Origin of the sequence: Daejeonella sp., assembly GCF_037719425.1 — a bacterium.
Taxonomy (GTDB): Bacteria; Bacteroidota; Bacteroidia; order Sphingobacteriales; family Sphingobacteriaceae; genus Daejeonella.
Genome location: NZ_JBBJNI010000055.1, coordinates 1 through 24,132 on the forward strand (window position 1 = coordinate 1; position 24,132 = coordinate 24,132).

General features: G+C 41.0%; 18 protein-coding genes. 14 read left to right on the plus strand and 4 right to left on the minus strand.

Going from position 1 to position 24,132, the window contains the following annotated elements:
- Positions 1-16: 16 nt before the first annotated feature.
- Positions 17-1,585, minus strand: a complete 1,569-nt coding sequence (locus WKF69_RS09135) for a recombinase family protein (protein ID WP_340381292.1) — start codon at positions 1,583-1,585, stop codon at positions 17-19.
- Between the two features lie 390 nt (positions 1,586-1,975).
- On the opposite strand from WKF69_RS09135, the gene WKF69_RS09140 reads away from it, so the two are divergent.
- From WKF69_RS09140 to mobC (WKF69_RS09205), 14 genes are all read left to right on the plus strand, one after another.
- Positions 1,976-2,995 carry a hypothetical protein gene (locus tag WKF69_RS09140; RefSeq protein ID WP_340381293.1) on the plus strand — a complete coding sequence of 340 codons (1,020 nt, stop codon included), beginning with the start codon at positions 1,976-1,978 and terminating at the stop codon, positions 2,993-2,995.
- A gap of 322 nt (positions 2,996-3,317) precedes the next feature.
- Positions 3,318-4,364, plus strand: coding sequence for a hypothetical protein (locus tag WKF69_RS09145; protein WP_340381294.1), 1,047 nt, complete (start codon positions 3,318-3,320; stop codon positions 4,362-4,364).
- A gap of 225 nt (positions 4,365-4,589) precedes the next feature.
- Positions 4,590-5,192 carry a DUF6088 family protein gene (locus WKF69_RS09150; RefSeq protein ID WP_340381295.1) on the plus strand — a complete coding sequence of 201 codons (603 nt, stop codon included), beginning with the start codon at positions 4,590-4,592 and terminating at the stop codon, positions 5,190-5,192.
- 2 nt (positions 5,193-5,194) lie between these two features.
- Entirely contained in the window at positions 5,195-6,013 is an 819-nt protein-coding gene (locus WKF69_RS09155; RefSeq protein WP_340381296.1) for a hypothetical protein, read from the plus strand.
- A 10-nt stretch (positions 6,014-6,023) separates the two neighbouring features.
- Entirely contained in the window at positions 6,024-6,350 is a 327-nt protein-coding gene (locus WKF69_RS09160; protein ID WP_340381297.1) for a hypothetical protein, read from the plus strand.
- Complete coding sequence (locus tag WKF69_RS09165; RefSeq protein ID WP_340381298.1) at positions 6,347-7,564, plus strand: PfkB family carbohydrate kinase; 1,218 nt, start codon at positions 6,347-6,349, stop codon at positions 7,562-7,564. Before WKF69_RS09160 ends, WKF69_RS09165 begins: the two co-directional genes overlap by 4 nt.
- Entirely contained in the window at positions 7,557-8,171 is a 615-nt protein-coding gene (locus WKF69_RS09170) for a 7-cyano-7-deazaguanine synthase (RefSeq protein WP_340381299.1), read from the plus strand. Before WKF69_RS09165 ends, WKF69_RS09170 begins: the two co-directional genes overlap by 8 nt.
- Positions 8,152-8,820, plus strand: coding sequence for a nitroreductase family protein (locus WKF69_RS09175; RefSeq protein WP_340381300.1), 669 nt, complete (start codon positions 8,152-8,154; stop codon positions 8,818-8,820). Before WKF69_RS09170 ends, WKF69_RS09175 begins: the two co-directional genes overlap by 20 nt.
- 55 nt (positions 8,821-8,875) lie before the next feature.
- Positions 8,876-9,871, plus strand: coding sequence for a type IV toxin-antitoxin system AbiEi family antitoxin (locus tag WKF69_RS09180; protein ID WP_340381301.1), 996 nt, complete (start codon positions 8,876-8,878; stop codon positions 9,869-9,871).
- 4 nt (positions 9,872-9,875) lie between these two features.
- A complete protein-coding gene (locus tag WKF69_RS09185) occupies positions 9,876-10,697 on the plus strand; it encodes a hypothetical protein (protein ID WP_340381302.1) in 822 nt (273 codons plus the stop codon).
- A 203-nt stretch (positions 10,698-10,900) separates the two neighbouring features.
- The gene (locus WKF69_RS09190) at positions 10,901-14,005 is read left to right on the plus strand and encodes an SIR2 family protein (RefSeq protein WP_340381303.1); all 3,105 of its coding nucleotides are present in this window, start codon (positions 10,901-10,903) and stop codon (positions 14,003-14,005) included.
- A 280-nt stretch (positions 14,006-14,285) separates the two neighbouring features.
- Positions 14,286-14,693 (plus strand): plasmid mobilization relaxosome protein MobC, encoded by a 408-nt coding sequence (gene mobC / locus WKF69_RS09195; RefSeq protein ID WP_340381304.1) that lies wholly within the window; start codon positions 14,286-14,288, stop codon positions 14,691-14,693.
- Positions 14,690-15,916 carry a relaxase/mobilization nuclease domain-containing protein gene (locus WKF69_RS09200; protein WP_340381305.1) on the plus strand — a complete coding sequence of 409 codons (1,227 nt, stop codon included), beginning with the start codon at positions 14,690-14,692 and terminating at the stop codon, positions 15,914-15,916. Before mobC (WKF69_RS09195) ends, WKF69_RS09200 begins: the two co-directional genes overlap by 4 nt.
- A gap of 31 nt (positions 15,917-15,947) precedes the next feature.
- The gene (mobC, locus tag WKF69_RS09205; RefSeq protein ID WP_340381306.1) at positions 15,948-17,957 is read left to right on the plus strand and encodes a conjugal transfer protein MobC; all 2,010 of its coding nucleotides are present in this window, start codon (positions 15,948-15,950) and stop codon (positions 17,955-17,957) included.
- 70 nt (positions 17,958-18,027) lie between these two features.
- Here the strand turns inward: mobC (WKF69_RS09205) and WKF69_RS09210 are convergent, their stop codons facing one another.
- The 3 genes from WKF69_RS09210 to WKF69_RS09220 are packed head-to-tail and all read right to left on the minus strand — an operon-like array spanning position 18,028 to position 23,958.
- Complete coding sequence (locus WKF69_RS09210) at positions 18,028-19,377, minus strand: RagB/SusD family nutrient uptake outer membrane protein (protein WP_340381307.1); 1,350 nt, start codon at positions 19,375-19,377, stop codon at positions 18,028-18,030.
- A gap of 38 nt (positions 19,378-19,415) precedes the next feature.
- The gene (locus WKF69_RS09215) at positions 19,416-22,598 is read right to left on the minus strand and encodes a SusC/RagA family TonB-linked outer membrane protein (protein ID WP_340381308.1); all 3,183 of its coding nucleotides are present in this window, start codon (positions 22,596-22,598) and stop codon (positions 19,416-19,418) included.
- Between the two features lie 46 nt (positions 22,599-22,644).
- The gene (locus tag WKF69_RS09220; RefSeq protein ID WP_340381309.1) at positions 22,645-23,958 is read right to left on the minus strand and encodes a TlpA disulfide reductase family protein; all 1,314 of its coding nucleotides are present in this window, start codon (positions 23,956-23,958) and stop codon (positions 22,645-22,647) included.
- Between the last annotated feature and the right edge of the window lie 174 nt (positions 23,959-24,132).

Below are 24,132 nucleotides of genomic sequence, written 5' to 3' on the forward strand. Positions count from 1 at the left end.
TGAGGACGCCAGATTTTCATTCTGGAAACAGGGGTTCGATTCCCCTACGGGCTACCATAAGGGAAAGGTTCTTAAAATCAGAATTTTTCCCTTTTTTTATGCCATCTAACTCGCTGTTATAAAGGTAGATAGCTTCTAAAGCTTCATTGATATTAGCGGTTCGATGTTGTGATCCGTCAAAAGTGAATTTTTCAGGGAACATCGAACCGATAAAATCACGTTTAACGTTAATATCTTTAAAAAACTCGTAAAAACTGTCAAGGCCTTTTAAAACGGTCATTGCTTCTTCCAAGAGTTTATCCATGTTAGATACAGTAAGCTGATTGGCTGATGTATCCGCTAGTTCTGCCTCTGATACCGTTATTCTTTTCTCACATTCACTCTTTATAGTTTTATAATCCGAGGGGTCAATATCACCTGTTAACAGTAATTCCCTGGCCTTGGTCATTTTATTGCTCTGGTCAGTGATTTGATTGATGATTTGCTTTTTTAGACCATTTTTGCCGGTTGTAAGTTCTTTATATTTCTTTAGTAGATCATCCTTAAAAACGTTTTCAAAGGCAGGGTCTAGTGAGAACTTCTTAAGTTCTGCTAAGAACGCTTTATTAGTCTCTTCTGCTTTAAATCTGCATCCGCAGGAGGCGGAACAGTGATAATAATAATAGTAGGCATGTCGGCCTTTGGATGCGCTACCAGTCAGCATTCTGTTACAGTTTGGGCAGTGCATAAAGCCACGGAGAGGAAGTTCCTCATCGGAAACCATTCTGGTTTTTTCGCGAATCTTTCTTTTCTTGCCATCTAATATATCCTGAACTTTGTAAAACATAGCCTGTGTAATAATCGGCTCGTGATCGCCTTGCACGTAAGTAGCATCCTCGTCTTTATATTGAGACACAGTCACCAGTCCACAATAAACAGGATTGCGGATTAGCCGCCAAAAGTTGCTCTTATCGCAGTTCAATCCTTTCTGGTTGGCCATCTTTCTGATTTGATCCGCAGCGAATGTGCCTTTTGACAGGACTTCAAATACCCATTTCATAATTTCAGCCTTAGGATAATTGGGCTCAATGTACTTTCGTCCGGCTGGATTGATTCGGTTAGCGTAGCCAACTGGCGCAGCACCCATCCAGCGACCTTCTTTCCTGGCTCTACGCATACCGTAGAATGTGTTTAACGCCCTACGATCGTTTTCAACTTCAGGAGCAGCAAGATAGAACGCAAGCATCATTTTATTTTCAGGAATGGATAAGTCTAACGGCTGTTCCACGGCCTGCGGTTCAATTCCTAATTTTCGCAAAGTATTTATCATTCCATAAGCATCTCCCGCATTACGGCTAAATCTATCCCACTTCGTAAACAGAATTATCTGAGATTTGCCTTTACCCTTTTTAATATCGGTTAAAAGACCGTTCCATGCAGGACGATTAAAAGTTTTTGCTGAATAATCTTCAAAAACCACTTTACGCACCTCGATAGAATTGATCTCGCAATATTTAAGAAGTACCTCCTGCTGATTGCGTTGTGAATAGCCCCTGTCTGCCTGCTCATCAGTGCTTACACGAATATACAAATCGGCTGTTTTCATTTTTTAAGTTGTTGATTTACAACTAATTTACATAAAAAATCTATCATTTGCAAGACCTTTTTTGATTTTTCTGGAGACATTTCAATGCCATACTTCCTTAGGATTTCGGAGGCCTTTTCAGGAGAAATATTTGAGATATCAGATTTCATCAGCCGGTTGGTATCGCCGGCAAAATTTGAAAGATATGATAGTTATATTATACAAGCTTGAACCCAGAGGTAGGTTAATTAGCGCTCTTTAATAGAGAAAATGCCAGCAGATAGTATGCGAGCAAAAGATCTACGTGAGCCGGTTATTGCAATAATTGTTATTATTAGCCCAATTGGCTCAGTTCTATACAATTATTAATTAAAATAACCAGGCAAAGCGCTTTTTCGCAAATTTTTGAGTATGTTATATAGAAAATCAGCGATTATGCCCAATTGCTCAATTTGTCTTAAGCGAGAAGCGACCCAAACCGGTTCCCATTTATTATCCGCATTCATGATCGAAAGCGTCGTTGGCAAACGCGGCCATGAGAAAGGATTTTTGCTTGATGATGCGCCGGATTTTGATTATAGAAGCAATACTGGTGCTATCCCTGTAGTGGAAAATTATTTGTTTTGTATCGGCTGCGAACAACGCATGGCATATCTGGAAGGTTATGTCTGTACAGAATACCGGGATAAATTTAAAAATGCCCGTTTTGGACAGAATTTCTCAGATAGCGAAATTACTGGCCAGTCCTGGATACTCCGCGAAGCAGGTCGTGTCCATCCACACGCTTTTACATTACTGCTGGCCAGCTTGCTCTATCGTATGTCGCTATCAAATAAAAAACTGTTTGCTGATTTTCACCTAACACCCCTTGAGCAGGAGCAACTCCGTGGCATTCTCGATGCAGCCCTGCCTCCATATGAAAATTTTAAGGTAAAAATCAAGACCGCTCACTACCTGCGCACTTTGGATGGCAACGAAGCGCTTTTCGATGGCCTATATTACATTGTCGCCACATATGACCGGTTGCATGACGAGACGATGTCGTTTAACATAGTGCATCCAGCTTTTCGGCTGCCATATAACATGATGTTCGGCCAGCTGCTAATTCTTTTCTTTTTTGGAAAGCCCAGGCGAGAGGCAATATACCTCGACTTTTTCGGCCTTCTTGGTAATTGGGATGTCTTAACTACTCTTAATGGTGATGGTATGCCGTTAAAAACGATAGTCCTTCCGGAGCAGAGCTGGCAGGTTATGCTGGCCAATGTCCGCGATGAAATTGTAGCTCAAAAAATACCCGGTCTTATCCAACTTTTCTTTCAAGAACATTATAAAAAATATAGAAGGCCACCAACTAACGAGGACTGGCTTGGATTCCTTGACCTGAAGTTTCCGCCGGATCAACTGTCAGGCGATACACCCGAGGTCAAGTAACGCTAATTTGCTACTTTTCGCCGCTTTCTCACTCCCCACGCCTGCCGAGTTAATCACATATGAGAGCAACCTCCAAGATAACGGATATGAATATTGTGTGCCACTAATCTCCTTGCAACAATTTAAGCTTCTTAAAGCAACAGATGCTACTCAACCATTTCCGTTAGCTCAGGTGGCCTTACTGTTCAACATTCGATGTGCACAGAGGAAAGTTCAGTATTTATTTACAGTGAAGATCTGAAAATCATTGAAATCTGACGATGTTAAATACACATTTGTTTGTATTTCGTTATTTCGATCTTTGTATTCTAATTAATAAAGGGTGGATGAACTGAATTATTTCGAAAATACTCGTGACGAGATCAAGGGTCGTGTAGAAGTTGCCGAAGATCTGGCCAAATTGAATGCAAATCTGCAAAGATTCAATTGGATGTCAATTCATCCGCAATTATTTATGACGGAGTATCGACGATTACTCAATCTCGCGGCTGACCCGTCAGCCACACAGGCTGACGTTACAAAGGTTTTTGCAGATCTGTTTTGCGATTTTAGGGTGACCTCACTGTTCATCGACGGATTATTAAAGACAGTGCCTCATATTAAACCTTTTTGCCCGCTGGTGGACCAGGCAGTTATGATGGCGATTGCCCACGATTATGCAGGCGCTATCCATGTGATGATTCCTGTTATTGAGGGTGCACTGCGAAAGTACCAAGTCGATGTTAAAGGCAAACAGAACAGCCAGATTATGCGGTCGGCTGACCTTCTTCAGGTTTTTGGTTTTCTGGAGGAAGATTATATAGCTCATAAAAAAGTAGTATTTAAGGAAAGATTCGACGCCGGTATTATTGATCAAAGTAAGTTTACACGTCTTGTTGCTCTTGAACGCCAGTACATTACAACGTGGCTGAATGTGATCAAGAGCTATATTCAACAAAACCTGTATATGGATACTTCCAACTGTACACTGTTAGACCCACTTAACAGACATGTACTACTTCACGGGTTCTCAGTTGAGCTGGACTACTCCCTTTCTAATTTCTTGAAGGTTTTTAACACACTTTTATACATTGCCTGGGCATTTCGGGAGGCAGACCCAAGCATTCCCCAACGGATCTCGCTGGAAAATGAGGATATCCTGTATAAGTGGTCGGCCTTTGAGAAATTAAAACTTATAACCGGGGTTACTAATGAAATCAAGCTGTCTGTCTACCAAAAATATCCCGATTTTAAAACGGATGATTTTCAATTTGTTCCAAGTCAGCCGCGTTTTAGACCTCTTGAGCCCCACCGACCTCTTGGGCCGGAACTAACAAAGATAGATTCGCAGCTTCGTGAATGGTATCCTGAACTGCGGAACTTTTCGTAGCCTAAGGCTTTCTGTGTTCGCTGAATCATCTTACCGCTTCTGTCTTACCAATTATGTTGTTCAACTTTTGAAGTCTGTTTTGTCCGACCGGTTCAGTCATGGAAAAAAAGGTGAGTTTTCGCTATTTGACGATGATTCCATGATTGTAGCTTTTAGTCTATACAGCTAATTTCCAAAATAATACAACATTTTTTTGTTACCTTTTTATATATATTTGTAACAAAATTGAAGTCAGTTCATCGATATATAGCAAACCAGATTAAGCGCAGTACTGCTGGGAGCATATTGTTTCCTAGCGACTTTCGGGGATTAGGTGCTGATAGTGCAATAAAAATGAGCTTAAGCAGACACGCACGAGAAGGGTTATTAGTAAGGTTGGCACACGGGATTTATTTTAAAGAAAAGAAGAATAATGAAGCGATTAAGCCATCATTAGAAGAAATAGCCGCAGCCATAGCAAAAAAGGAGAAGATTAAGATAAAACCTTCAAATGCGTTTGCATTATATCATTTGGGTTTAGCAGATATGCCTCCAGTCGATTTGACTTATATTACTGATGGCGAGCCTCGGAATATTCTTATCGCTGGTCAACGGCTTATTTTTAAATCTGCTACTCCAAAAAAACTTAGTCTTTCATCGCGTACCTGTGGGCTTTTGATACAGGCATTAGAAGAGATTGGGCAGAATTCCGTGACCGATGCTCACAGAACGGAGATAATAAAAAAAATGCAACACGAAGATCCAGAAAGAGTGATGGAAGACCTTAGACTCGCACCAAGCTGGATCTATAACATGCTCTACAAATTAAAACAACAAATAAACTACTAGCAATGAATACACAACTGAACGTAAACTTCCACGAGGAAACAGCCTTTTTTGGTTGTATAGAAATTGATGAAACGTATATCTGGAACCAAGCCCGACAGATACTGGGTCATTTTCCTGACGAACGGGAAGAATTAATGCCCGGCCTAAAATGGGGATCAGTTTATCGACTTTATACTCCTGCGTTTTGGAAATTCCAATACTTGATTAGTTCCTTCTCGGACAGCCGAGAAACGCATAGGTTAGCGGGGAACATTAGGGATGAGATTGTTATGTGCATGTTGGGTGGTTATGGAATTCCTTCAGAAATGGGAATCATTGCGTTCGAAACACTCAAATTGCAAAAATTGATTAGGTCATTTGTGCCCTTTGATGATCTACTAAACGCTTTAAGCAGTCAAATGAAATTGCAAAATGGCAGACTCGTAAAATATCGATTTGCACGTCAAAAAGCCAATTATATCTATACTTTTCTTAATAGGTCAGACATTGACCAAATCCCAACAGAAAATGACCTAGAAATGCGTGCGTGGTTGATGTCAGTAAATGGAATTGGATTTAAAACTGCTTCTTGGATTACCCGAAACTGGTTACGCAGCGAAAAGGTAGCTATTTTGGATATTCATTTGTTACGCGCGGGAGTCATAACAGGTTTTTTTCGTCCCAATTTTAATCTGAATTCAGAATACCTTTATTTAGAAGAACGTTTTTTGACCTTTTGTCAACAGCTTGAAGTAAGGCCTTCTGACATGGACGCAATTATTTGGCACTATATGAAAAAAAACAATAAATTAGCATTAAACATTTTATCTTCAATCACTTAATCTAAATATTATGTCAGGTAGTTCAGGCGGTTCTTTCGGTGGCGGATTTGCGCCAGAACCTACTTGCGAAAAAATTCTTATTCGAACACAACTTGCGTCACCAGTGCCGGATGTAATTGACGACCTACGGACTGGTGACGTCCTTGATGTTGTGCTTGGCGGCCCTACTGGTCCGCTAACAGCACAGACTAACGATGGCGATGTTGCAGGAGCGATCCTAATATCTAATCCCGCTTCGCTTATTAATTGCATTAATGAGGGCTTCGAATTTAAGGCAAAGGTGATGGACATAACAGGTGGTGATTGTCAGATATCTTTATATTGTAGCGGCCGATGATCACTATTACGGGCGGTACATACCGCGAACAATGTCTTCATCCGGATTTCGATATGCAATTTGGTTCTGGCTTACGAGCTTGTCGTGCAATTCGCGCTTTAGACGAAAGCGCAGGAATTCAATTTCACACTTTCTGTTCGGTCGCAAACGAGCTTTTTCTCAGCATGTTTGAAGATACTTACAAAATTAAGACTCATAAATATCCGGCCACCGATTCAATTGGTTTTTATTATGATTATCCATTAAGGACACCAATCATCTATCCGAGACCGGATCTGATTGCTAAAGAAAAAGAAATACAGTTCGAAGCTGATCATATTTTATGTTTTGGAATGCTGGAAGGAAATGCTCGAGTCAAAGGAAAAAAAGTCGTTTATGATCCACAGTCCCCGGTAAGCCCCAAATCTTTCAAAGAAACAAATTCACAAGCCGAAGAGTTGGCAATAGTCATCAATTATAAAGAAGCGCAGAAGATTGCAAAAAGCGAGAGTGTAGAGGAAATTCGTCGTTATTTTTTTGAGGTAGAAAACGTCGCGGTATTGGTGATTAAAATGGGACCGAAAGGGGCAATGGTGTATACTGCAAATGACAAAACGGTGATACCTGTTTATAGAACAGGTAGCGTCTGGCCGATTGGTTCAGGTGATGTCTTCGCTGCGATCTTCGCTTACCACTGGATGGAGGGCAATCGTTCTCCGGTAGAAGCAGCTAAAAAGGCTTCGTTTTCTACAGCGATTTATTGTAATTCCAGAAGCTTTCGTTTTGAATATGCGGGTTATCAGGAGGATATCAAGCCGATTGAAATACCTGATTTTCCTATCGGGCAAATATACTTGGCAGGTCCTTTCTTTACATTCGCCCAAAGATGGCTCATTAATGAAGTTTTAAATAACTTAAATCATCTCGGGATGAAAGTCTTTTCTCCCCTGCATGAGGTTGGGCTGGGTGAGCCAGGAAGTGATGTCGCCAAAAAAGACTTGGCAGGCTTGGACAGTTGTAAAATTGTATTTGCAGTATTAGATGGTCTGGATTCTGGCACCTTGGTGGAAATTGGTTATGCGCTAAAAATGGGAATACCGGTGATTGCATATGTAGAAAATGAGTCAAAAGAAGATCTAACCATGCTGATCGGTACAAATTGTATTATTGAAAAAGATTTGACTACGGCGCTATATAAATGTTTATGGTTGTTAGCTGAAAAAGAGAATGCCTAAAGTAGCTATTTTACTTTCAGGAGGCATCGATTCTATTGCGCTGACTTATTGGAAGCGTCCTGATATAGCGATCACTATTAATTACGGCCAGGCACCGGCCTTAACTGAGATTAGGACAAGTGAAACGATATCGAAAATCTTGGGTATTCCACACTATGTAGTCGAGGCAGATTGTAGCAGCTTGGGTAGCGGAGATCTGATCAACCAAACTCCCTTAGGTGTTTCCCCCTCCTCTGAATGGTGGCCATACAGAAATCAGCTACTCATCACCTTGGCTTGTATGAAAGGTATTTCACTTGGCATTAATGAATTGATGTTGGCTTCCGTAAAATCGGACAGTTTTCACAAGGACGGCACAGCGCAGTTCTACGGTTTAATGAGTCAACTGATGGTTTATCAGGAGCAGAGTATTAAAGTCACATGCCCGGCTATTGAGCTTACATCGGTGGAATTAGTTCAGCGATCAAACATCTCAGCTAGCTTGCTAAATTGGGCACATTCTTGTCATAAATCGAACATTCCTTGCGGTGATTGCCGTGGATGTAACAAGTATCGCCAGGTCATTTATGAATTGCAACAAAATGGCTATGAGAAATCCAAAGCCTAAATTAACGGAAGAAGCTGTATTACCGTTTATCTATCCAATCAAGGGAAATACAAAACTTCAACGCCCTTCACTACCCTATCACTATGATTTTTTTGACATCGCCTTTGAAAGGCGGTCCACTAGGCGCTTTGGACTATTATTGCCAGGACAGCTTGATGCCTTGCTTTGGTTTGCGGCAAAAGCTATTGAGGTCCAAGTACAACCTAATGGTTACGTGCTTTCTCATCGTCCTAGTGCCTCGGCTGGTGCGAGGCATCCGATTGATATTTTAGTTTGTAGCAATGGCCCAATACCTACGGTTGCTTACTATAATCCTTTTCAACATTCCTTGGACATACTTGTACTTGACTCTGCCACTGTCAAGGGATTGCTGGCGCATATCAATGAAAATTTAGCGATGCAGCAAGGTGTATTTTTATGGCTAGTAGCTCATCCCTTAAGAACAATTGCAAAATATGATTTTGCTGAAAGCTTAGTTTGGCGTGATGCAGGGGCACTGTTACAGCAAATACAGTTAACGGCAACGGCCATAAATTTGGCGAGTTGCCCTGTCGGTACTTTAGCTGAGCCATTTGCAGAGCGACTGTTTGGAAATAGTAGTAAAATTATATCAGCCGGAGGAATTGTAGTTGGAAATTTGGAATTGTAGTTTGTTCACTTTAACTTAGTGTTCACAACTTGGTGAACATGAATAAATAGTGAACGTGGAAGAGCAGATAATCTATAAGGTCATACAACTGATTCAGGAACGAGCTGGCCTAAAAGGGAGATGGTATGCGCGCACAGGAAAAAAAAACATAGATGGACAATTAGAATTAAAAGGTGACAATAACAAATATACCTTTCCGGTAGAATTTAAAAAAGAAGTTAAACCAATACACTTCTTACATTTCCAGAAGGTCCGTGAACAAGCAGGGGATCTGATCGTAATTGCCGAGACTATTTATCCGACAATACGAGAACAATTGCGCAAGCTTGGACTCAATTACCTGGATGCAGCAGGTAATTGCTTCATCAAAAAAAATGATTGGTTATTTCTGATCGATGGCTTTAGGACAGAAACCATAAATCCAATAAAGAAAGATAGAGCCTTCAATAAAACGGGGCTGATCCTCCTATTTCATTTCCTCAACGACGAAAATTATCTCAACGCCACCTATCGCCAGATGGCGGACGATTACGGCATCGCCCTAGGTAATATAAACTATATTATTAACAGCTTGAAGGATCAGGGATTCGTCATACAACTCGATAAAAAGCGCTTCCGTTTAGCTCGGAAAAAAGAGCTACTAGACGAATGGATAGCGGCATTCGAAGAAAAGCTAAAGCCGATATTGAAGCTGGGAGAATTCCGATTCATCAACGGCAACGAAAAAGAATGGGAGAAGATCCCTCTCACTAACTATGAAACGCAGTGGGGAGGCGAACCAGCAGCTAAATTGCTGACTGGCTATTTAAAACCTGGTAAGCTAACTTTATATACCGTTGAGAACAGGGTTAACCTGATCAAAAAATATAAGTTGGTACCACAAGAGCAAGCAGTACTAACTGTATATAAGAAGTTCTGGAAATTTAACCTGAACCACGAAGATACGGTTCCGCCAATTTTAGTATATGCGGACTTGATCAATACGGGCGACCCGAGAAATATCGAAACCGCTCGAAAGCTTTACGATGAACTACTTGAAGATCAATTTTGAACAAATGCGCTTTGGCGCAATGCGGGCGACTTTTGAATCCCTGGAACGAGGATTCAGAAAATTTGATGTTGATTATTATTTGATTGGAGCCTTCGCCCGTGATCTTTGGATGAATCATATCAATACCCTGCCGGTAAGAAGAACAACATTAGATGTGGATTTTTCTATCTACATCAATAGCCAAGAAGATTTTATGGCGCTAAAAGATTATCTAAAAGACGCGGAAGGATTCAAGGCGGATGACCAGCCTTATCGGCTGCACGCACCCGATAGTACGATTATTGATCTCATTCCGTTTGGCGGGATAGAACGCAACCATATGGTGTATCTGGAGGGCAGTTCACCAATGGATTTATCGGTGTTTGGAAACATGCAGGTACTGGCACATGCAGCTAACGTCAATTTGGAAGGAATTAATTTTAAAATATGCACACTTCCAGGTCTATGTGTATTGAAATTAATTGCCGGGCATGAAAAGCCCGATCGTCTTGAAAAGGACCTCGGCGATTTTTATTATATACTTGAAAATTATTTTGAAATTGCAGGTGATACCATTTATGAGGAGGAGTACGATGATTTAATTGACGACAATTTTGAACCGACTATAGCCGCGGCGAAAGTCCTTGGCAGACAACTGTCACCTATACTAAATGAATCCATGGAGTTAAAGATAGCTTTCGCTTCCATCCTGGGGAAGTTGAAACATGGATTTTCTTCGGAAGATATCGATCAGATGTATGCACACGAACCTCAAGACCGGCAAATTAGGCGAATGAGGTTAGTTTGTGTGCTCCTTAATGAAATTGAGACATGGCAAATCACTTGAGGTGGTGTTATACTATCTCCCTCGAATTGAAATGTTAATTCAGCTTCATCAGGTTGGCTGCATTATACGAATATAGAATAAACTCAATTAAGCTGGTAAGTGCATAATTTCTGTATCTTATCACCTGCTGCGGCCACCCATAGCTTATGACATAGCCTAGTTCAGAATTAATACTAATTTTAGTCACTTAACACTCTCCCTAAATGACATTTATTGATAAAAAGGAATTTTTAAGGAGCTTTGCGATACGACCGGATGGTGCTTTTAACGTTTTTCTAGGAGCTGGTGCTTCTGTTCAAGCAAACATTCCAGCTGCAGGAACCTTAATATGGCAGTTCAAAAGAAAGCTCTATTGTGATGCTAATAATTGCAAGGAAGAAAAGTTTAAGGATTTGGAGTCTGAAAGAAACAGATCAATTCTTCAAAGTTTTTTTGAATTAAAGGGAGGTTTTCCAAAACTTCATTCTCCGGATGAATACTCAGAATACTTTGAGAAATGTTATCCAATGTCCATTGATAGAAAATCATTTATTCAAAGAATAATATCCAATAAAAATCCTTCCATAGGTCATAAGTGTTTAGGAGTGTTATTCGAATCTCATAAGATTGAACATATTTGGACCACCAATTTTGATGAGCTAGTGGAAAATGGTATTAGAAGTATAAACAATGCGTCTCAATTTGAAATTATTTCCCCAGATAATCTTCATCAGATCAATAACCTTAATAAGTACAAAAGAGTAATTAAGCTTCATGGAGATTACAGGTATGATAAGCTTCAAAATACCAACAATGAGCTTAAGGCTCTAGAAGTCCAATTACATCATTATTTCGCGAAAGCTCATAGTCAATCTGGCTTAATTGTAATTGGCTGTGGTGGTAATGATGAATCAGTATTAAACGCCTTTGAAGAAGTATTGAAATCAGATAATCCGTTCCCTTATGGATTATATTGGTGTGTACGTAAAGGACAACAGCCAAACGAAATAATACAATCGATAATCGACAAGGTAAATGATAAAAGTAAAGAAAAGATTTCCGGAGTAATAGAAGTTGACAGTTTTGATGAATTCGCATTTGAATTATATAGCACAAATGCCCAATTAAATGCGGATATCGAAAATATTGCGGTATTAAGATTTGAGACTCGCCAAGCGTTCGCGTCTCCTCAAGCAAACAACGCCTTTTCTCCAATAAAGTTGAACGGCCTGAAAGCTCAGTGTTACCCTAAGAGTGTCTTAAGTTTCAAATCCGACTTAGAAGGGTGGAAAGAACTGCGTCAGATTATAGCTAATAAACCCATTGTAGGCGCGCTATCTAAAGGGAACACTCTGATATTTGGAAATACTAAAACAATCAATGAGATTTTTCAGGGCAGGATGTTATCAGAGGTAATGACGCTGGATATTGAAGATTACATAACTTATCATCAAAACTCATTTTTTATTGGAATGATGTATGACTTGATAGCTCTTAACTTAAAAGACATTCCTGGCTTAATTTTAGATCCACATAGAAGAAATAAGTATTACACAACTACGTCAAGATTGTCCATAACAGAGCTAGCGGACTATAAAGTATACTTGGATATTCCCATTTATGAAGCTGTTGAGATCCAGCTTGAATTCCACGACAAAGAACTTTTTCTTACAGTATTACCCTCCATCTTTATAGATGATAAAGATCAATTAACAAGATTTAAAAAACAGGCATGTGCAAATGCAATATTTTCTAACAGAAGAAATAATATTGTAAATGAAAAGGAAAAGTTTTGGATTTCCATTTTTAAAAATAACCAGGAGTCTATAATTTTTGGTTTAGATGGATTTAGAATAGAATTCGAAGCTAACTATTCCAGCGCAGGTATGCCCTCTAAAAGTCATAGCTTTAAAGGGGCCTTTCAAACTGTTGAACCATTTCTTAACTTCCATATTACTGATAAAAATCAAAGATTCACCCATCCGTTAAAGGGTCTTAAAAAGTTTGGCCCATTGGATCATTCTTTTGAAAATGACCAGATTAATTCCCAGTCTATAAAAATTGCCATCCTTTCTCCAAAAACAGGTTTTGATAAAATAATAAAACATCTCAATGGTCTTAATGAAGAAATTTTACCGCGTTCAGAGAAAGACTATTTGATTGAATATGTCCCGTTTTCACAAATTTATAAGCGATATATAGAAATTCCATCCTCTAAAGACAATAAGTTAGTTGAATTAATTGAGGAGTCTGACGTGAGTAATTTTAAACACAACGAATTTTATGATTTCCTAAAAAGAAAAATAGATTATTTCTTCACAATTCGTGGTGAATTTGACGTGCTTATTCTATACATACCTACATTTTGGTCTTTGTTTAGGGAGCTCAAAAATGACAACATCTATTTTGATTTACATGATTCAATAAAGTTGTATTGTGCTAAAAAGAATATCAAAGTCCAATTTGTTGAAGATAAATCTATTTCATACTTCGACCAAGCTAAGGTCCGATGGTGGCTGTCATTAGGTTTATATGTTAAAGCAAATGGTACTCCGTGGAGAAATGAGACCATCGACGATTCGACTGCCTTTATTGGGCTAGACTTCTCAATCAATAAATTGAATAATGTGTCCAAATTCGTTTTGGGGAGTAGTCATATTTTCGACTCAAGCGGTCAAGGATTGCGTTTTTTACTTCAACCTATTGAACACCCCGTATTTTATGGAAAAAATCCCTTTATGAGTAAAGAAGATGCGAGACGTCTAATATTAAAGCTTAAAGAGGCATATTTTCGAGTGGATGGTAATTCTAAGCTGGATAAGTTAGTTATACATAAGGTACTTCATTATACTCATGATGAAATGCAAGGGATTGCAGAAGCTCTTGACGGCATTGAAAATGTAGAGTTGCTGCAAATTCAAAAATATTCGAATTGGAGGGCTATTCGGGGTCTTAAAGACACCAATACAAATAAGATTACGATTCATGGTTATCCAGTTCAAAGAGGCACTGTAATCCAATTGGACGATTATAGTTTTTTGCTATGGACACATGGATCGGTGCTAGATAATGATGTGGCAGGATCTAAAAATTATTATCAAAGTAGCAGAGGTATACCAGCACCTTTATTAATTAGGAGATTTAGGGGAACAGATCCAATTGAAACTACGGTAAAGGAGATTCTCTCGTTAACTAAAATGAACTGGAACGGTGGCGAATTATATAAAACCTTGCCTGTTACCTTGGATTTTTCAAAAAGATTAGCTAGGTACGCAAAACAGGCTGAAACTTTAAGCGCTGTTCCTTACGACTTTAGATTCTTTATGTAATTTATAATAGTGGCTAATAATCGCAGACTACTCCACTATCGTAGGTAGGCTTAGGAACCAAACAGTTCCAAGATAGAACGGTTTGGAGTATTGAATCTAGTTTCCTCGATTTTTGGCAATCAGCAAGATGTATTTTTGCTATACAAAAATATCTTGCCCGCCCTCCGAAGTTGGGCCGGTGGAAAGACCTCGAAACTCGGCCTTTCTGAGACACTAATAAATCATACAAGAGGGCACATCCTTGTAAAATCGCTTTGATAACTCTGATCAATTTTGGCTCATGCCCAGAAAGAAAGCTGCTGATCAGGATAAGCTATTGAACAGATCCATCTTTATCCGGATGAATGAGAAGGATCATCAAAGCCTGGAAAAGATAGTGCGTGAAAGCAATTGCAGGTCAGTCAGCGAGGCCGCCAGAAAAATCCTCTTCAAAAATAGGATTAGCTACTTTCATAAAGACATATCCATGAATGGCCCGATGGAAGAACTGGCTTCCATCCGTAAGGAGCTGAAAGCAATCGGTATAAATATTAATCAGATTACAAAAGCCTTTCATACCACCAGCGATCCGGAGAAAAAATATGTTTATTCCATAAAGGCATTTAACAAAAACCAGCAGATTGAAGAAAAAGTAGACCGACTATTGGAAATCGTGTCCCAGCTTACCCTCAAATGGTTGCAAAAGTGAGAAGTGGGAAAAGTATACGGGGCGTATTGCATTATAACGAACATAAGGTGCAATCCGGGACAGCCCAGCTGATCTTAGCCAGCCGCTTTAGCTGCGATATTGATCAGCTGTCTTTTCACGATAAGCTTAACCGGTTTCAGAAGATCACCATGCTGAATGAAAAAGCAAAAACTAATACCCTGCATATCTCGCTAAACTTTGACCCCGGAGAAAAATTAAGCATAACACAGCTTCAAAGCATCGCCAATACCTATATGGACAAAATCGGGTTTGGAGAGCAGCCTTATTTGGTTTATAATCATACAGATGCCGGGCATCCCCATATACATATTGCCACCATTAATATTCAGCCGGACGGACAACGAATCGATATTCACAATATCGGGCGCAACCAGTCTGAACTAGCCCGGAAAGAAATTGAGATCGAATTTAATCTGGTTAAAGCAAGCAGTAAGAGCAAACAGGAGCAGCCTCTTACACCGGTTCAACTCCAAAAAGTGATTTATGGAAAATCTGAAACCAAACGGGCAATTACCAATACGGTTAACGAAGTGATCCGTTCTTACAGCTTTACCTCGTTAGCTGAATTAAACGCTGTATTAAAGCAATTCAACATAATGGCGGACAGGGGATCTGAAGGCACGCGAATGTATGAAAAGAAGGGATTAATGTATAGCCTTCTGGATTCGAAAGGAAATAAAGCAGGCGTTCCAATTAGAGCGAGCTCAATCTATGACCAGCCAACTATGGCTAACCTGGAAAAGAAGTTTGCTCAGAACGGGGAAAGAAGGAAAACTTACAAAATACCGCTTCGGTTAAAACTGGATAAAATCCTAACCGGCCCAAGTTTGACAAAGGATTCTTTTATTCAGCAACTTCAGAAGCAAAATATCCAAGTGCTTTTCCGGGAAAATGACCAGGGCTTTACCTATGGTATCACCCTTATTGACCATGGCAGCAAAACAGTGTTCAACGGAAGTGACCTTGGAAAAGCTTACAGTGCAAAAGCATTAATGGATCGCTTTATCCCGGCAGAAGCAAGGCAGCCGGTTAACGAAGGATCAACATTGGCCCCAAAAACGCGACAGGAAGCAGTCCAGTCGGATCTGTTGGCTAAAGAACAAAGCAATCTGCTGGAGATGCTATTAGGAAAAGCAGATGAAGGCCAGCAGGTATTGATCCCACGAAAGAAAAAAAGGAAAGGCAGGGGCTTCCGGCGATAAGCATTTTATCCTCACATTAAAATTAATCACCATGCAAACCGGAGAAAACATACAGGGATTACGAAAGATTATTGACTTTACCAGACTATTAAGTCTCCTGGTTTTAGCCATTCATGTATATATATCCTGCTATGGCGCATTTAAGCAGTGGCAGTTAACGGCGGGAATTGTTGACCATCTACTGGATATAATAATAAAAACCGGCATCGCAGACGGCAACCTGAAACCTAAATTCATTGCCCTGGGATTGCTTGCAGTATCTCTTATTGGTGCAAAAGGCAGGAAGGATGAAAAGATCAGTATGAAAACTGCTATGATCTATATCGGTATAGGTCTGGTAATTTACTTCATTACCGGATTTTTCCTGCTACTGCAAATTAGCCTGATCACTACAGCAATTCTGTATATGGGTTTAACAGGAACAGGTTACTTATTGATCCTGACAGGGGCCACCTTACTATCCCGGCTAATAAGCATTCGGTTGCAGGGTGATATCTTTAACCGGGAGAACGAAACCTTTCCACAGGAGGAAAGATTGTTGGAAAACGAATATTCAATCAACCTGCCAGCTCAATACAATCTTAAGGGCAAGATTAGAAGAAGCTGGATCAATATCATCAATCCTTTCAGGGCATTGCTGGTTATTGGAACCCCCGGATCTGGTAAATCATACTTCGTGATCCGGCATGTTATTGATCAGCATATCCGCAAAGGGTTCACGATGTTCGTTTATGATTTTAAATTCGATGATCTCACAATCATCGCATATAATACCCTGCTGAGATACAGAAGCAATTATAAAAGACTTCCTAAATTCTATATAATCAACTTTGATGATCTGTCCAGGAGCCACCGATGCAATCCTCTTGATCCCCACAGCATGACTGATATTACCGATGCTACCGAATCGGCACGGACGATTATGCTGGGCTTGAATATGGAATGGATCAAGAAACAAGGCGACTTTTTCGTTGAAAGCCCTATCAATTATGTCACAGCCATCATTTGGTTTTTAAAAAAATATGAAGATGGAAAGTTTTGTACCCTACCCCATGTTATTGAACTGATGCAGGTGGATTATGATGAGCTCTTCCCTGTATTGAGAACTGAAAAGGAAATTGAAGTGTTAATAAATCCTTTTATTTCAGCTTATGTAAATAAGGCCAGAGAGCAGCTCGAAGGCCAGGTGGCCAGCGCCAAGATTGGAATGGCCCGGCTCTCTTCGCCACAATTATACTGGGTTTTATCCGGCAATGACTTTACCCTGGATATCAATAGCCCGGATGAACCCAAGATTGTCTGCATGGGCAATAACCCGCAAAAAATACAAGTGTATGGAGCGGTATTGTCGCTCTACGTTACCCGTCTGGTGAAACTGGTAAACCGGAAAGGAATGCAAAAAAGTAGCCTGATATTTGACGAGTTCCCTACGATCTACCTGAACAATATCGACAGCCTGGTCGCAACGGCCCGCTCGAACAAGGTTGCCACAACATTAGGAATACAGGATTTCAGCCAGCTTAAAAAAGATTATGGCAAAGACCAGGCAGAAGTGATCATGAATATAGTTGGCAACATTGTGAGTGGTCAGGTAGTCGGTGATACTGCAAAGCAACTATCGGAGCGTTTTGGTAAGATTATACAAGAGCGGAATAGTATCTCAATAAACAGTGCAGATACTTCTGTAAGTAAATCTACCCAGCTTGATTATGCCGTTCCCGCATCGCGGATCGCTTCACTCTCATCAGGCGAATTTGTGGGAATGATTGCAGATGATCCTGACAATAAAATCGATTTGAAAGTCTTTCATAACCTGATACAGAATGATCATAATAAAATCAACAATGAAATCAATAGTTATCAGCCTTTGCCAGAGATAAGGACAGTCAGCGAAGAAGAAATTCAGGCAAATTATAATCAAATTAAAGAGGATGTGTCAAAACTTATTGCTCTTGAAGTTGGGAAGCTTGAAAACTACCTGAAAAATATTGCAGAAAGACACGATAATATGGATCGTGATGACAACGCCTTGTCTTTGTGACTGATTGAAATTCCTTAATTAAGAACCCGAAGGAGTTTTTACTAACTCTTACGGGTTCTTAAACTATCTTCTATCGCTCATTCTGCTCTATGCCACTGAGTTGGATTTCTACATCAGGAATAGGCAGAATATACCTTTTATCGTTCGGCTGCAACACTGCCTGCTGACCGCTAACGCTCCTATTTAAGGAAACCGCAAAGCGGCTCTCTGAGTTTAGCCGTCTCAGATCCGTCCAACGGGTGCCTCTGAACAAAAGTTCCTTTTTGCGTTCGGTCAGGATTAGGACTAAAGCCTCATCTGCCGTTTGCGCAGTCATGGCCTGAAACGTTCCTTTCTTCCATCTTTTTTCAAGTAATGTATTTAAGGCTTGCAGAGCGGTTGAGATACTGCCTTTTCTGACTAAACACTCTGCTTTTACGAGGTATAATTCATTTACGGACAATCCGCCAAAAAACATCAGGTTCCCTGTATAGGTGCCTCTGAAATTCCAGTCACCAGAAACATTCTTAAGAAAAAAGGCTGTTTTTCGCAGGTCGTTGCTTGGGTAAGCATTATAATCGGCCACCGCTATGATGGCACGACTAGTAAAGCTGTACGATATGACAGAGGTATAGAAGATTATTTCCTCATTAGTACCTAAAATTGGCTTGCTGAGGGCCAGATTTAGCGTATTATAATCTATTAGGTTGGAATATTTGCTCAAAGCACTTTCGGCATTCAGTAAAGCTTTATCATACTCTTTCATGGAGAGATATACCCTGGCTAATAGCGCATAGGCCGCGACTTTAGAAGGCCGTGTTTTATATTCGGTTTTATCAGGCAGTAACAGAACGGCTGTTTCCAGGTCGGCTACGATTTGTTGGTACGTTTCCTTTACCGTGCCTCTCGGGATCTTCAAGGTTACATCAGCCGATAGACGAAGCGGGATCCCTTTTTCGCCTGCTGCATTGGAGGAGTAGGGTGCTGCAAATACTTGGGCGAGTTGGTAAAATGCGTGGGCGCGATAAAAGAGGCAACTTCCTTTTAAAATATCCCAAGTTGCGGGAGATTCACTTTCTCTTCCTGATTCATCCAGTCCATCAAGAACAGCATTGGCATAGAATACTTGTTGATAAGGTCTGTTCCAATCATTCACCTGGCTTCCGGCATCATATATCTCTTTATTCCATAGGTAGGCATTTCTCTCCAATCCGGATAAGGAAGTATACAAGGCTTCTGTAAGATAATATTCATCCCCACTAATCACTCCGAGCGCTGGGATTAGATTCATTACTGACTCATTGTCGAGCAAAGTTTGGAAGTCTTTCAATGATTTTGGAATTAACAGAGCCTTGTCAGGCTTTTTTTCCAGGAAATCCTTTTCACATGATACTAAGCAAATACTAATTAGCGCTAGCATGCACAGTTTAATAGTTTTCATTTTCGTTTTTTTTGATGTTTATGAATAGGAACAGGGATTTACAGATCAATCCGTAAACCTGCAGCAATGCTGCGGGGTGGCGGCCCAGTTTGATAGTCAGGGTCTATTCCAGAATCATTGGCTTTCCATAACATGCCAAGGTTATTTCCATACAGGTAAACCTGGGTTCGCCTGAAGGGCAGTTTCAAACCGCTTCTTTCCAGATCATATGTTATATTTATATCTCTCAGGCGGATGTGATCTCCCTTTTCGACGAGCGCTGAAGAGTAAATAAAGAGATTGTCGCGGTTGGTATTAGTCGCTGCGGGTATTGATGGGATATTGGTGAATGCTTCGTCTCCAGGCTTTTGCCAGCGCATAGCATAATCTCCATGACCACCCTGTCCGGTTAGAACCATATTATATCGTACTGAGTTTTTTCGGAAATAGTACCCCAGGCGATAGGAGATGTTTGCTGATAATGATAAGCCTTTCCATGCAAACGAGTTTCTCAATGCTCCTGATAACAGAGGCCTTGAAGAGCCATGATAAATAATGTTACCAGGAGTGGCTGCTCCGATAATACTGGAATAATTATTACTTGGAGCGCTGTCTAGGTAACCTTGCGGGTCACCTGTAAGCGGAGCAAGGCCCGCCCAGGGATACGAATAAATCGAATACAGTGACCTGCCGGTAACCGGATACCGCGCTGCATCCGCGCTTTGAACCAGAGAAGTAGCTGTGCTGGCAACTTTATAATCAAGTACTTTATCAGTGGCATAGCTAACAATTAGGTCGGTATTCCACGCCAGCGGACCTTTCACATTAGCACTACTAATCAAAGCATCAATACCATTTCCTTTGATCGAAGCGGTGTTGCCTTTAAATTGAGTTATGCCAGTGGATGGTGCATAAGGGGTAAAGCCGATCAGATCCAGCCCGCGTTTATGAAAGTAATCTATACTTCCCTTTATCCGCTGGCCCGTTGAGCTAAAATCTATACCCAGATTAATCATCTTGATCCGTTCCCAACGAAGTTCTGGATTAGGTGGGTTGGTGATCAATGCAAAAGGGAGTTTGTTAACCGGAGTTACATTCACTGACAGGAGGGCGGTGGTATAAGCCGTGACGGTTTTATCGATATTTCCATTATAGCCGTATGTGGCTCTTAATTTAAATTCAGGCAGCCAGTTGAAGTTATAAAAGCTCTCGCGGCTTACATCCCAACTAACCCCGGCCGACCATAGCGGTACTCCTTTTTGATTGGCCCTAACGCCGAACAGGTTGGATTGGTCTATTCGTCCGCTTGCTGAAACCGTATAACGGCCTTTATAAGTATAAGCGGAGTTCATGTAATAGGAAATAAAACGGTCATTTAATTCTGTTTGAAAATCTTCGCTCGTTATACTCGTGCTGGCACCGGGGTTACTGTATATCGGTACCGGGGTGATAAAGTCAACCACACTGCTACTGCCATACTCATCATCATATCCGTAAAGCCGATGGCCGGTATTCTGGGCATTGTAGGTTCGCATTTCCCATCCGGCAATGGTATTAATGGCGTGGTTCTTTTTCCAGTTACGTTCGTAGCCCAGTTGACCCCGCAGATTGTGGCTGGTAATGATGCCATTCTGAAGATCAAGTATGTCTCCCAATGGAATATTCCGTTTTAGGGTACCATTGGTATTCAGGGTGGTCATGTTGTTGATCAGGTCGCGTGAGTAGTAACTTTCCTGAACCTGCAAATCACGCGCATTTTCTGACGTACTGCCGAACTGGTAGAGAACATCTGCCGTTAAGCCTTCAAACAGCTTATATTTCAGACCGCCATTTATGCGGTAGTCTGAAGTTCTGCCCGTATTGTCGCCTAAAGCAAGCTCTCTTAAAGGGTTATACTCCCAGTTGAGCAGTCCCTGTTGTTCTGCTGCACGTGTAAATAAAGGCCTGTAATCGTGGGTGAGAGTAACCGGCATTCCCTGCTCATTAACAAAACGGGCGTACGGATGTAAAGCCCTGTTCCCTGATAAACGGATAGTACCCGGATTATTTTGCTCGGTGCTGCGGTTGGTATAGTAGATACTGGCATTGAACTCCAGTTTCTGTTTTAACAAGGAGTAAGAATTGGCAGCGTTCAGTGTAATTCGCCGGTTTCCGTTGCCAAGAGAGGAAGAGAGGTTTCGATCATAACCTGCCGATAACAAATAACGCTGGTTTTCACTCCCCCCATTAATATTCACTGAATACTGCTGATTGACGCTGCTTCGGTAAAGATATTTCTCTATGTCGTTCCGGACATCCATAAACTTTAGCGCTTCAATCTGGGCGTCAGCCAAAGCTGGAGAAATCAATCCGTCCCGTTTGGCAATTAGAAGCTCTACCACTGGACTTAGCGGATTGTTTTTATTGGTGGAGGTTTCAAAGCTCCGGTAGTAATTCCTTGAAAAGAGCACTTGCTCCATTTCAATAAACTCTGCTGATGACATTTGGGGGTCGTAGAATAAATCCGGCTTGTCTCCTGCCGTTATATTGCTATTAAATGAAGCCTGCGGTTTACGATTATATTTTCCTTTCTTCGTGGTGATGACAATCACACCATTTCCCGCTCGTGATCCCCATATGGATGCCGCTGCAGCATCTTTCAAAACAGAAACGGATTCTACATCATTCGGATTAATCAGGTTGATATCTCCGTCATAAGGGAAGTTATCAAGCACGATAAGCGGCTGGGCATTGGCAAAGAGGGTGCTTTGACCACGTATGCTCAATGAATTTCCTCCTTTACGATTGAATACCAGGCCAGGAACCACATCCTCCAGACGGCTTATGACATCCCCACTCACGCTGCGGTTCAAAAGGGTATTATCTATCTGGGCAAATGATCCCGTTGCCCGCTCTTTGGGAACAGACTGGTATCCAGTAGAAACCACCACTTCATCGAGAGCGTTTTCATCTTCGGTTAGCGCAATTACTAAAAACCCCGTAACAGGTTGCTTTACAGCTTGCTCTTTAAGTTTATAGCCCATGAACGACAGTTCGAGAATAAACTCCCCTTGCGATACGGCAAGTGTAAAATTTCCCAAACTATCGCTTGAGGTGCCAGTCGATGTGCCTTTTATTTTGATGTTTGCTCCGGGAAGCGGTAGCCGATCTTTTTCTGAAATTACTTTGCCACGGATGGTCTGCGCAATACTGAGCCCGTGCAGGAATATCAATAGTAAGGTATAGTATATAAATTTCTTCATTGTTCTGTGAATTGGATTGGTAAATAAAACAGTGGCTATAGCAGATTTATAGACTGGGTCTATCTCTGATCACCAGGACTTCGACCTCCTTTTCTTTTTCAATAAACTGGAGATCATATTTCTTAAGTTCGCTGTTAATGGATTTCACATCAGAGAGATCAGCATTCAATTCCAGGTCTACCTTACCCCGGTATCCGGTATCATTCACAATGGGCATGGGTAGACTCTGAAGGAAAAGGATGCTTAGTTGCGTGGTAAGCATATTAATGCCTATGTTGTTCATAGACGCCTGCAAGCCTGTAAAACGGTAGTCGGCCGTACCTCCCTTTGTTTGTATTTTATCTATTGCAGAGGTCCGTACCAATGCAAGGACTTTTTTCGTGCGTTTTTCTATAGCCGCTTCGTATTGAGGAAAGAATTTTTTAAGATCGTCCTGCATGCGAACGAATACTTCACTATCTAATGATTTAGGTAGTTGCAGCTCGTAGCAATAGCCGTTCTTGCTTATCCAGCTGTTATAATCGCCGTCTTTAAAATATTCAAGCTTGACCGGATCTTTCACTTCCAGTTCTAAATTTGCACTGCCAAACCATTTTTTGCCGGCACCATACGCTGTACGATAAAGGCTTGTCAGGGCAGAGTTTCTAAGGAGTATCTTCCGGCTCCGTGTTTCGGTAGCGGGCAGCATATCCATCCCGCCGGCAAGTCCCGGTACATGGCCGCTCAATAAAGTGTGAGACAGAATGTGTGGCACTCTTCCTTTCAGGTTACTAAGAATCGGAGTCTCCTTATTATGCGGAATTAAGGGATCGTCTTTTTTTACCACGGTATTTAGTTTGCCCTCAACAAGCAAGCGGCTGATATTTGGAACAGTCAGCGCCTGGTAGTCGGTTATTGCCGAAACTATCCCATCTGCGTTGATCCATACATAATGAGGGAGGCCTGTATGAGGGAATAGCTTATGGAGAACTTTATCTTCTACTATTCGCACGTGTTTTCGGGCGCTTAACTCCGGTTTAAGCCGTTCCAGCTTCGCCAGATAGGCATCTACTTCTTTATCGGTCTGATAAGTAACCGATAAAAAAACGACTTTCCCTTCAAAGGCCTTTTGCAGGGAATCAGTTAGAGGTATAGATTTCAGGCAGGCACCACACCAAGTAGCCCAAAAGTCGAGTATAAGCAGTTTGTCTTTAAAATCGGATAACTTTAAAGTGCTGCCTGTATAATTAACTGCTTCACCAACAATAACGTCTGGCACCCTGTCGCCAATCTTTAAGGCTACGGATTGTGAGTGTACGGCGGCAGTGCTAAAAAAATAGCAAAGCGCGGCTAGTACGATATATTTGATCGTTTTTTTCATTGTAATATTTGATTAATAATTAAAAAAAGAGTGAGCGCAATTTCAATCGGGGAGCAGAATACTCACTCGGGGCTACAGATCACCAGTGAAATTAAAATTAACTGCCTATCCATTATCTTTAGATTTAGCCGTCTCAGCGACATGTAAGCCCTCTAATAGATTATCCAGGCGTTC

Bases quoted from the DNA above. Each gene is read 5' to 3' on its own strand.
- WKF69_RS09135 (WP_340381292.1), bottom strand. From the start codon at position 1,585: ATGAAAACAGCCGATTTGTATATTCGTGTAAGCACTGATGAGCAGGCA.
- WKF69_RS09165 (WP_340381298.1), top strand. From the start codon at position 6,347: ATGATCACTATTACGGGCGGTACATACCGCGAACAATGTCTTCATCCG.
- WKF69_RS09190 (WP_340381303.1), top strand. From the start codon at position 10,901: ATGACATTTATTGATAAAAAGGAATTTTTAAGGAGCTTTGCGATACGA.
- WKF69_RS09185 (WP_340381302.1), top strand. From the start codon at position 9,876: ATGCGCTTTGGCGCAATGCGGGCGACTTTTGAATCCCTGGAACGAGGA.
- WKF69_RS09215 (WP_340381308.1), bottom strand. From the start codon at position 22,598: ATGAAGAAATTTATATACTATACCTTACTATTGATATTCCTGCACGGG.
- mobC (WP_340381306.1), top strand. From the start codon at position 15,948: ATGCAAACCGGAGAAAACATACAGGGATTACGAAAGATTATTGACTTT.
- WKF69_RS09210 (WP_340381307.1), bottom strand. From the start codon at position 19,377: ATGAAAACTATTAAACTGTGCATGCTAGCGCTAATTAGTATTTGCTTA.
- WKF69_RS09155 (WP_340381296.1), top strand. From the start codon at position 5,195: ATGAATACACAACTGAACGTAAACTTCCACGAGGAAACAGCCTTTTTT.
- WKF69_RS09140 (WP_340381293.1), top strand. From the start codon at position 1,976: ATGTTATATAGAAAATCAGCGATTATGCCCAATTGCTCAATTTGTCTT.
- mobC (WP_340381304.1), top strand. From the start codon at position 14,286: ATGCCCAGAAAGAAAGCTGCTGATCAGGATAAGCTATTGAACAGATCC.
- WKF69_RS09220 (WP_340381309.1), bottom strand. From the start codon at position 23,958: ATGAAAAAAACGATCAAATATATCGTACTAGCCGCGCTTTGCTATTTT.
- WKF69_RS09170 (WP_340381299.1), top strand. From the start codon at position 7,557: ATGCCTAAAGTAGCTATTTTACTTTCAGGAGGCATCGATTCTATTGCG.
- WKF69_RS09175 (WP_340381300.1), top strand. From the start codon at position 8,152: ATGAGAAATCCAAAGCCTAAATTAACGGAAGAAGCTGTATTACCGTTT.
- WKF69_RS09160 (WP_340381297.1), top strand. From the start codon at position 6,024: ATGTCAGGTAGTTCAGGCGGTTCTTTCGGTGGCGGATTTGCGCCAGAA.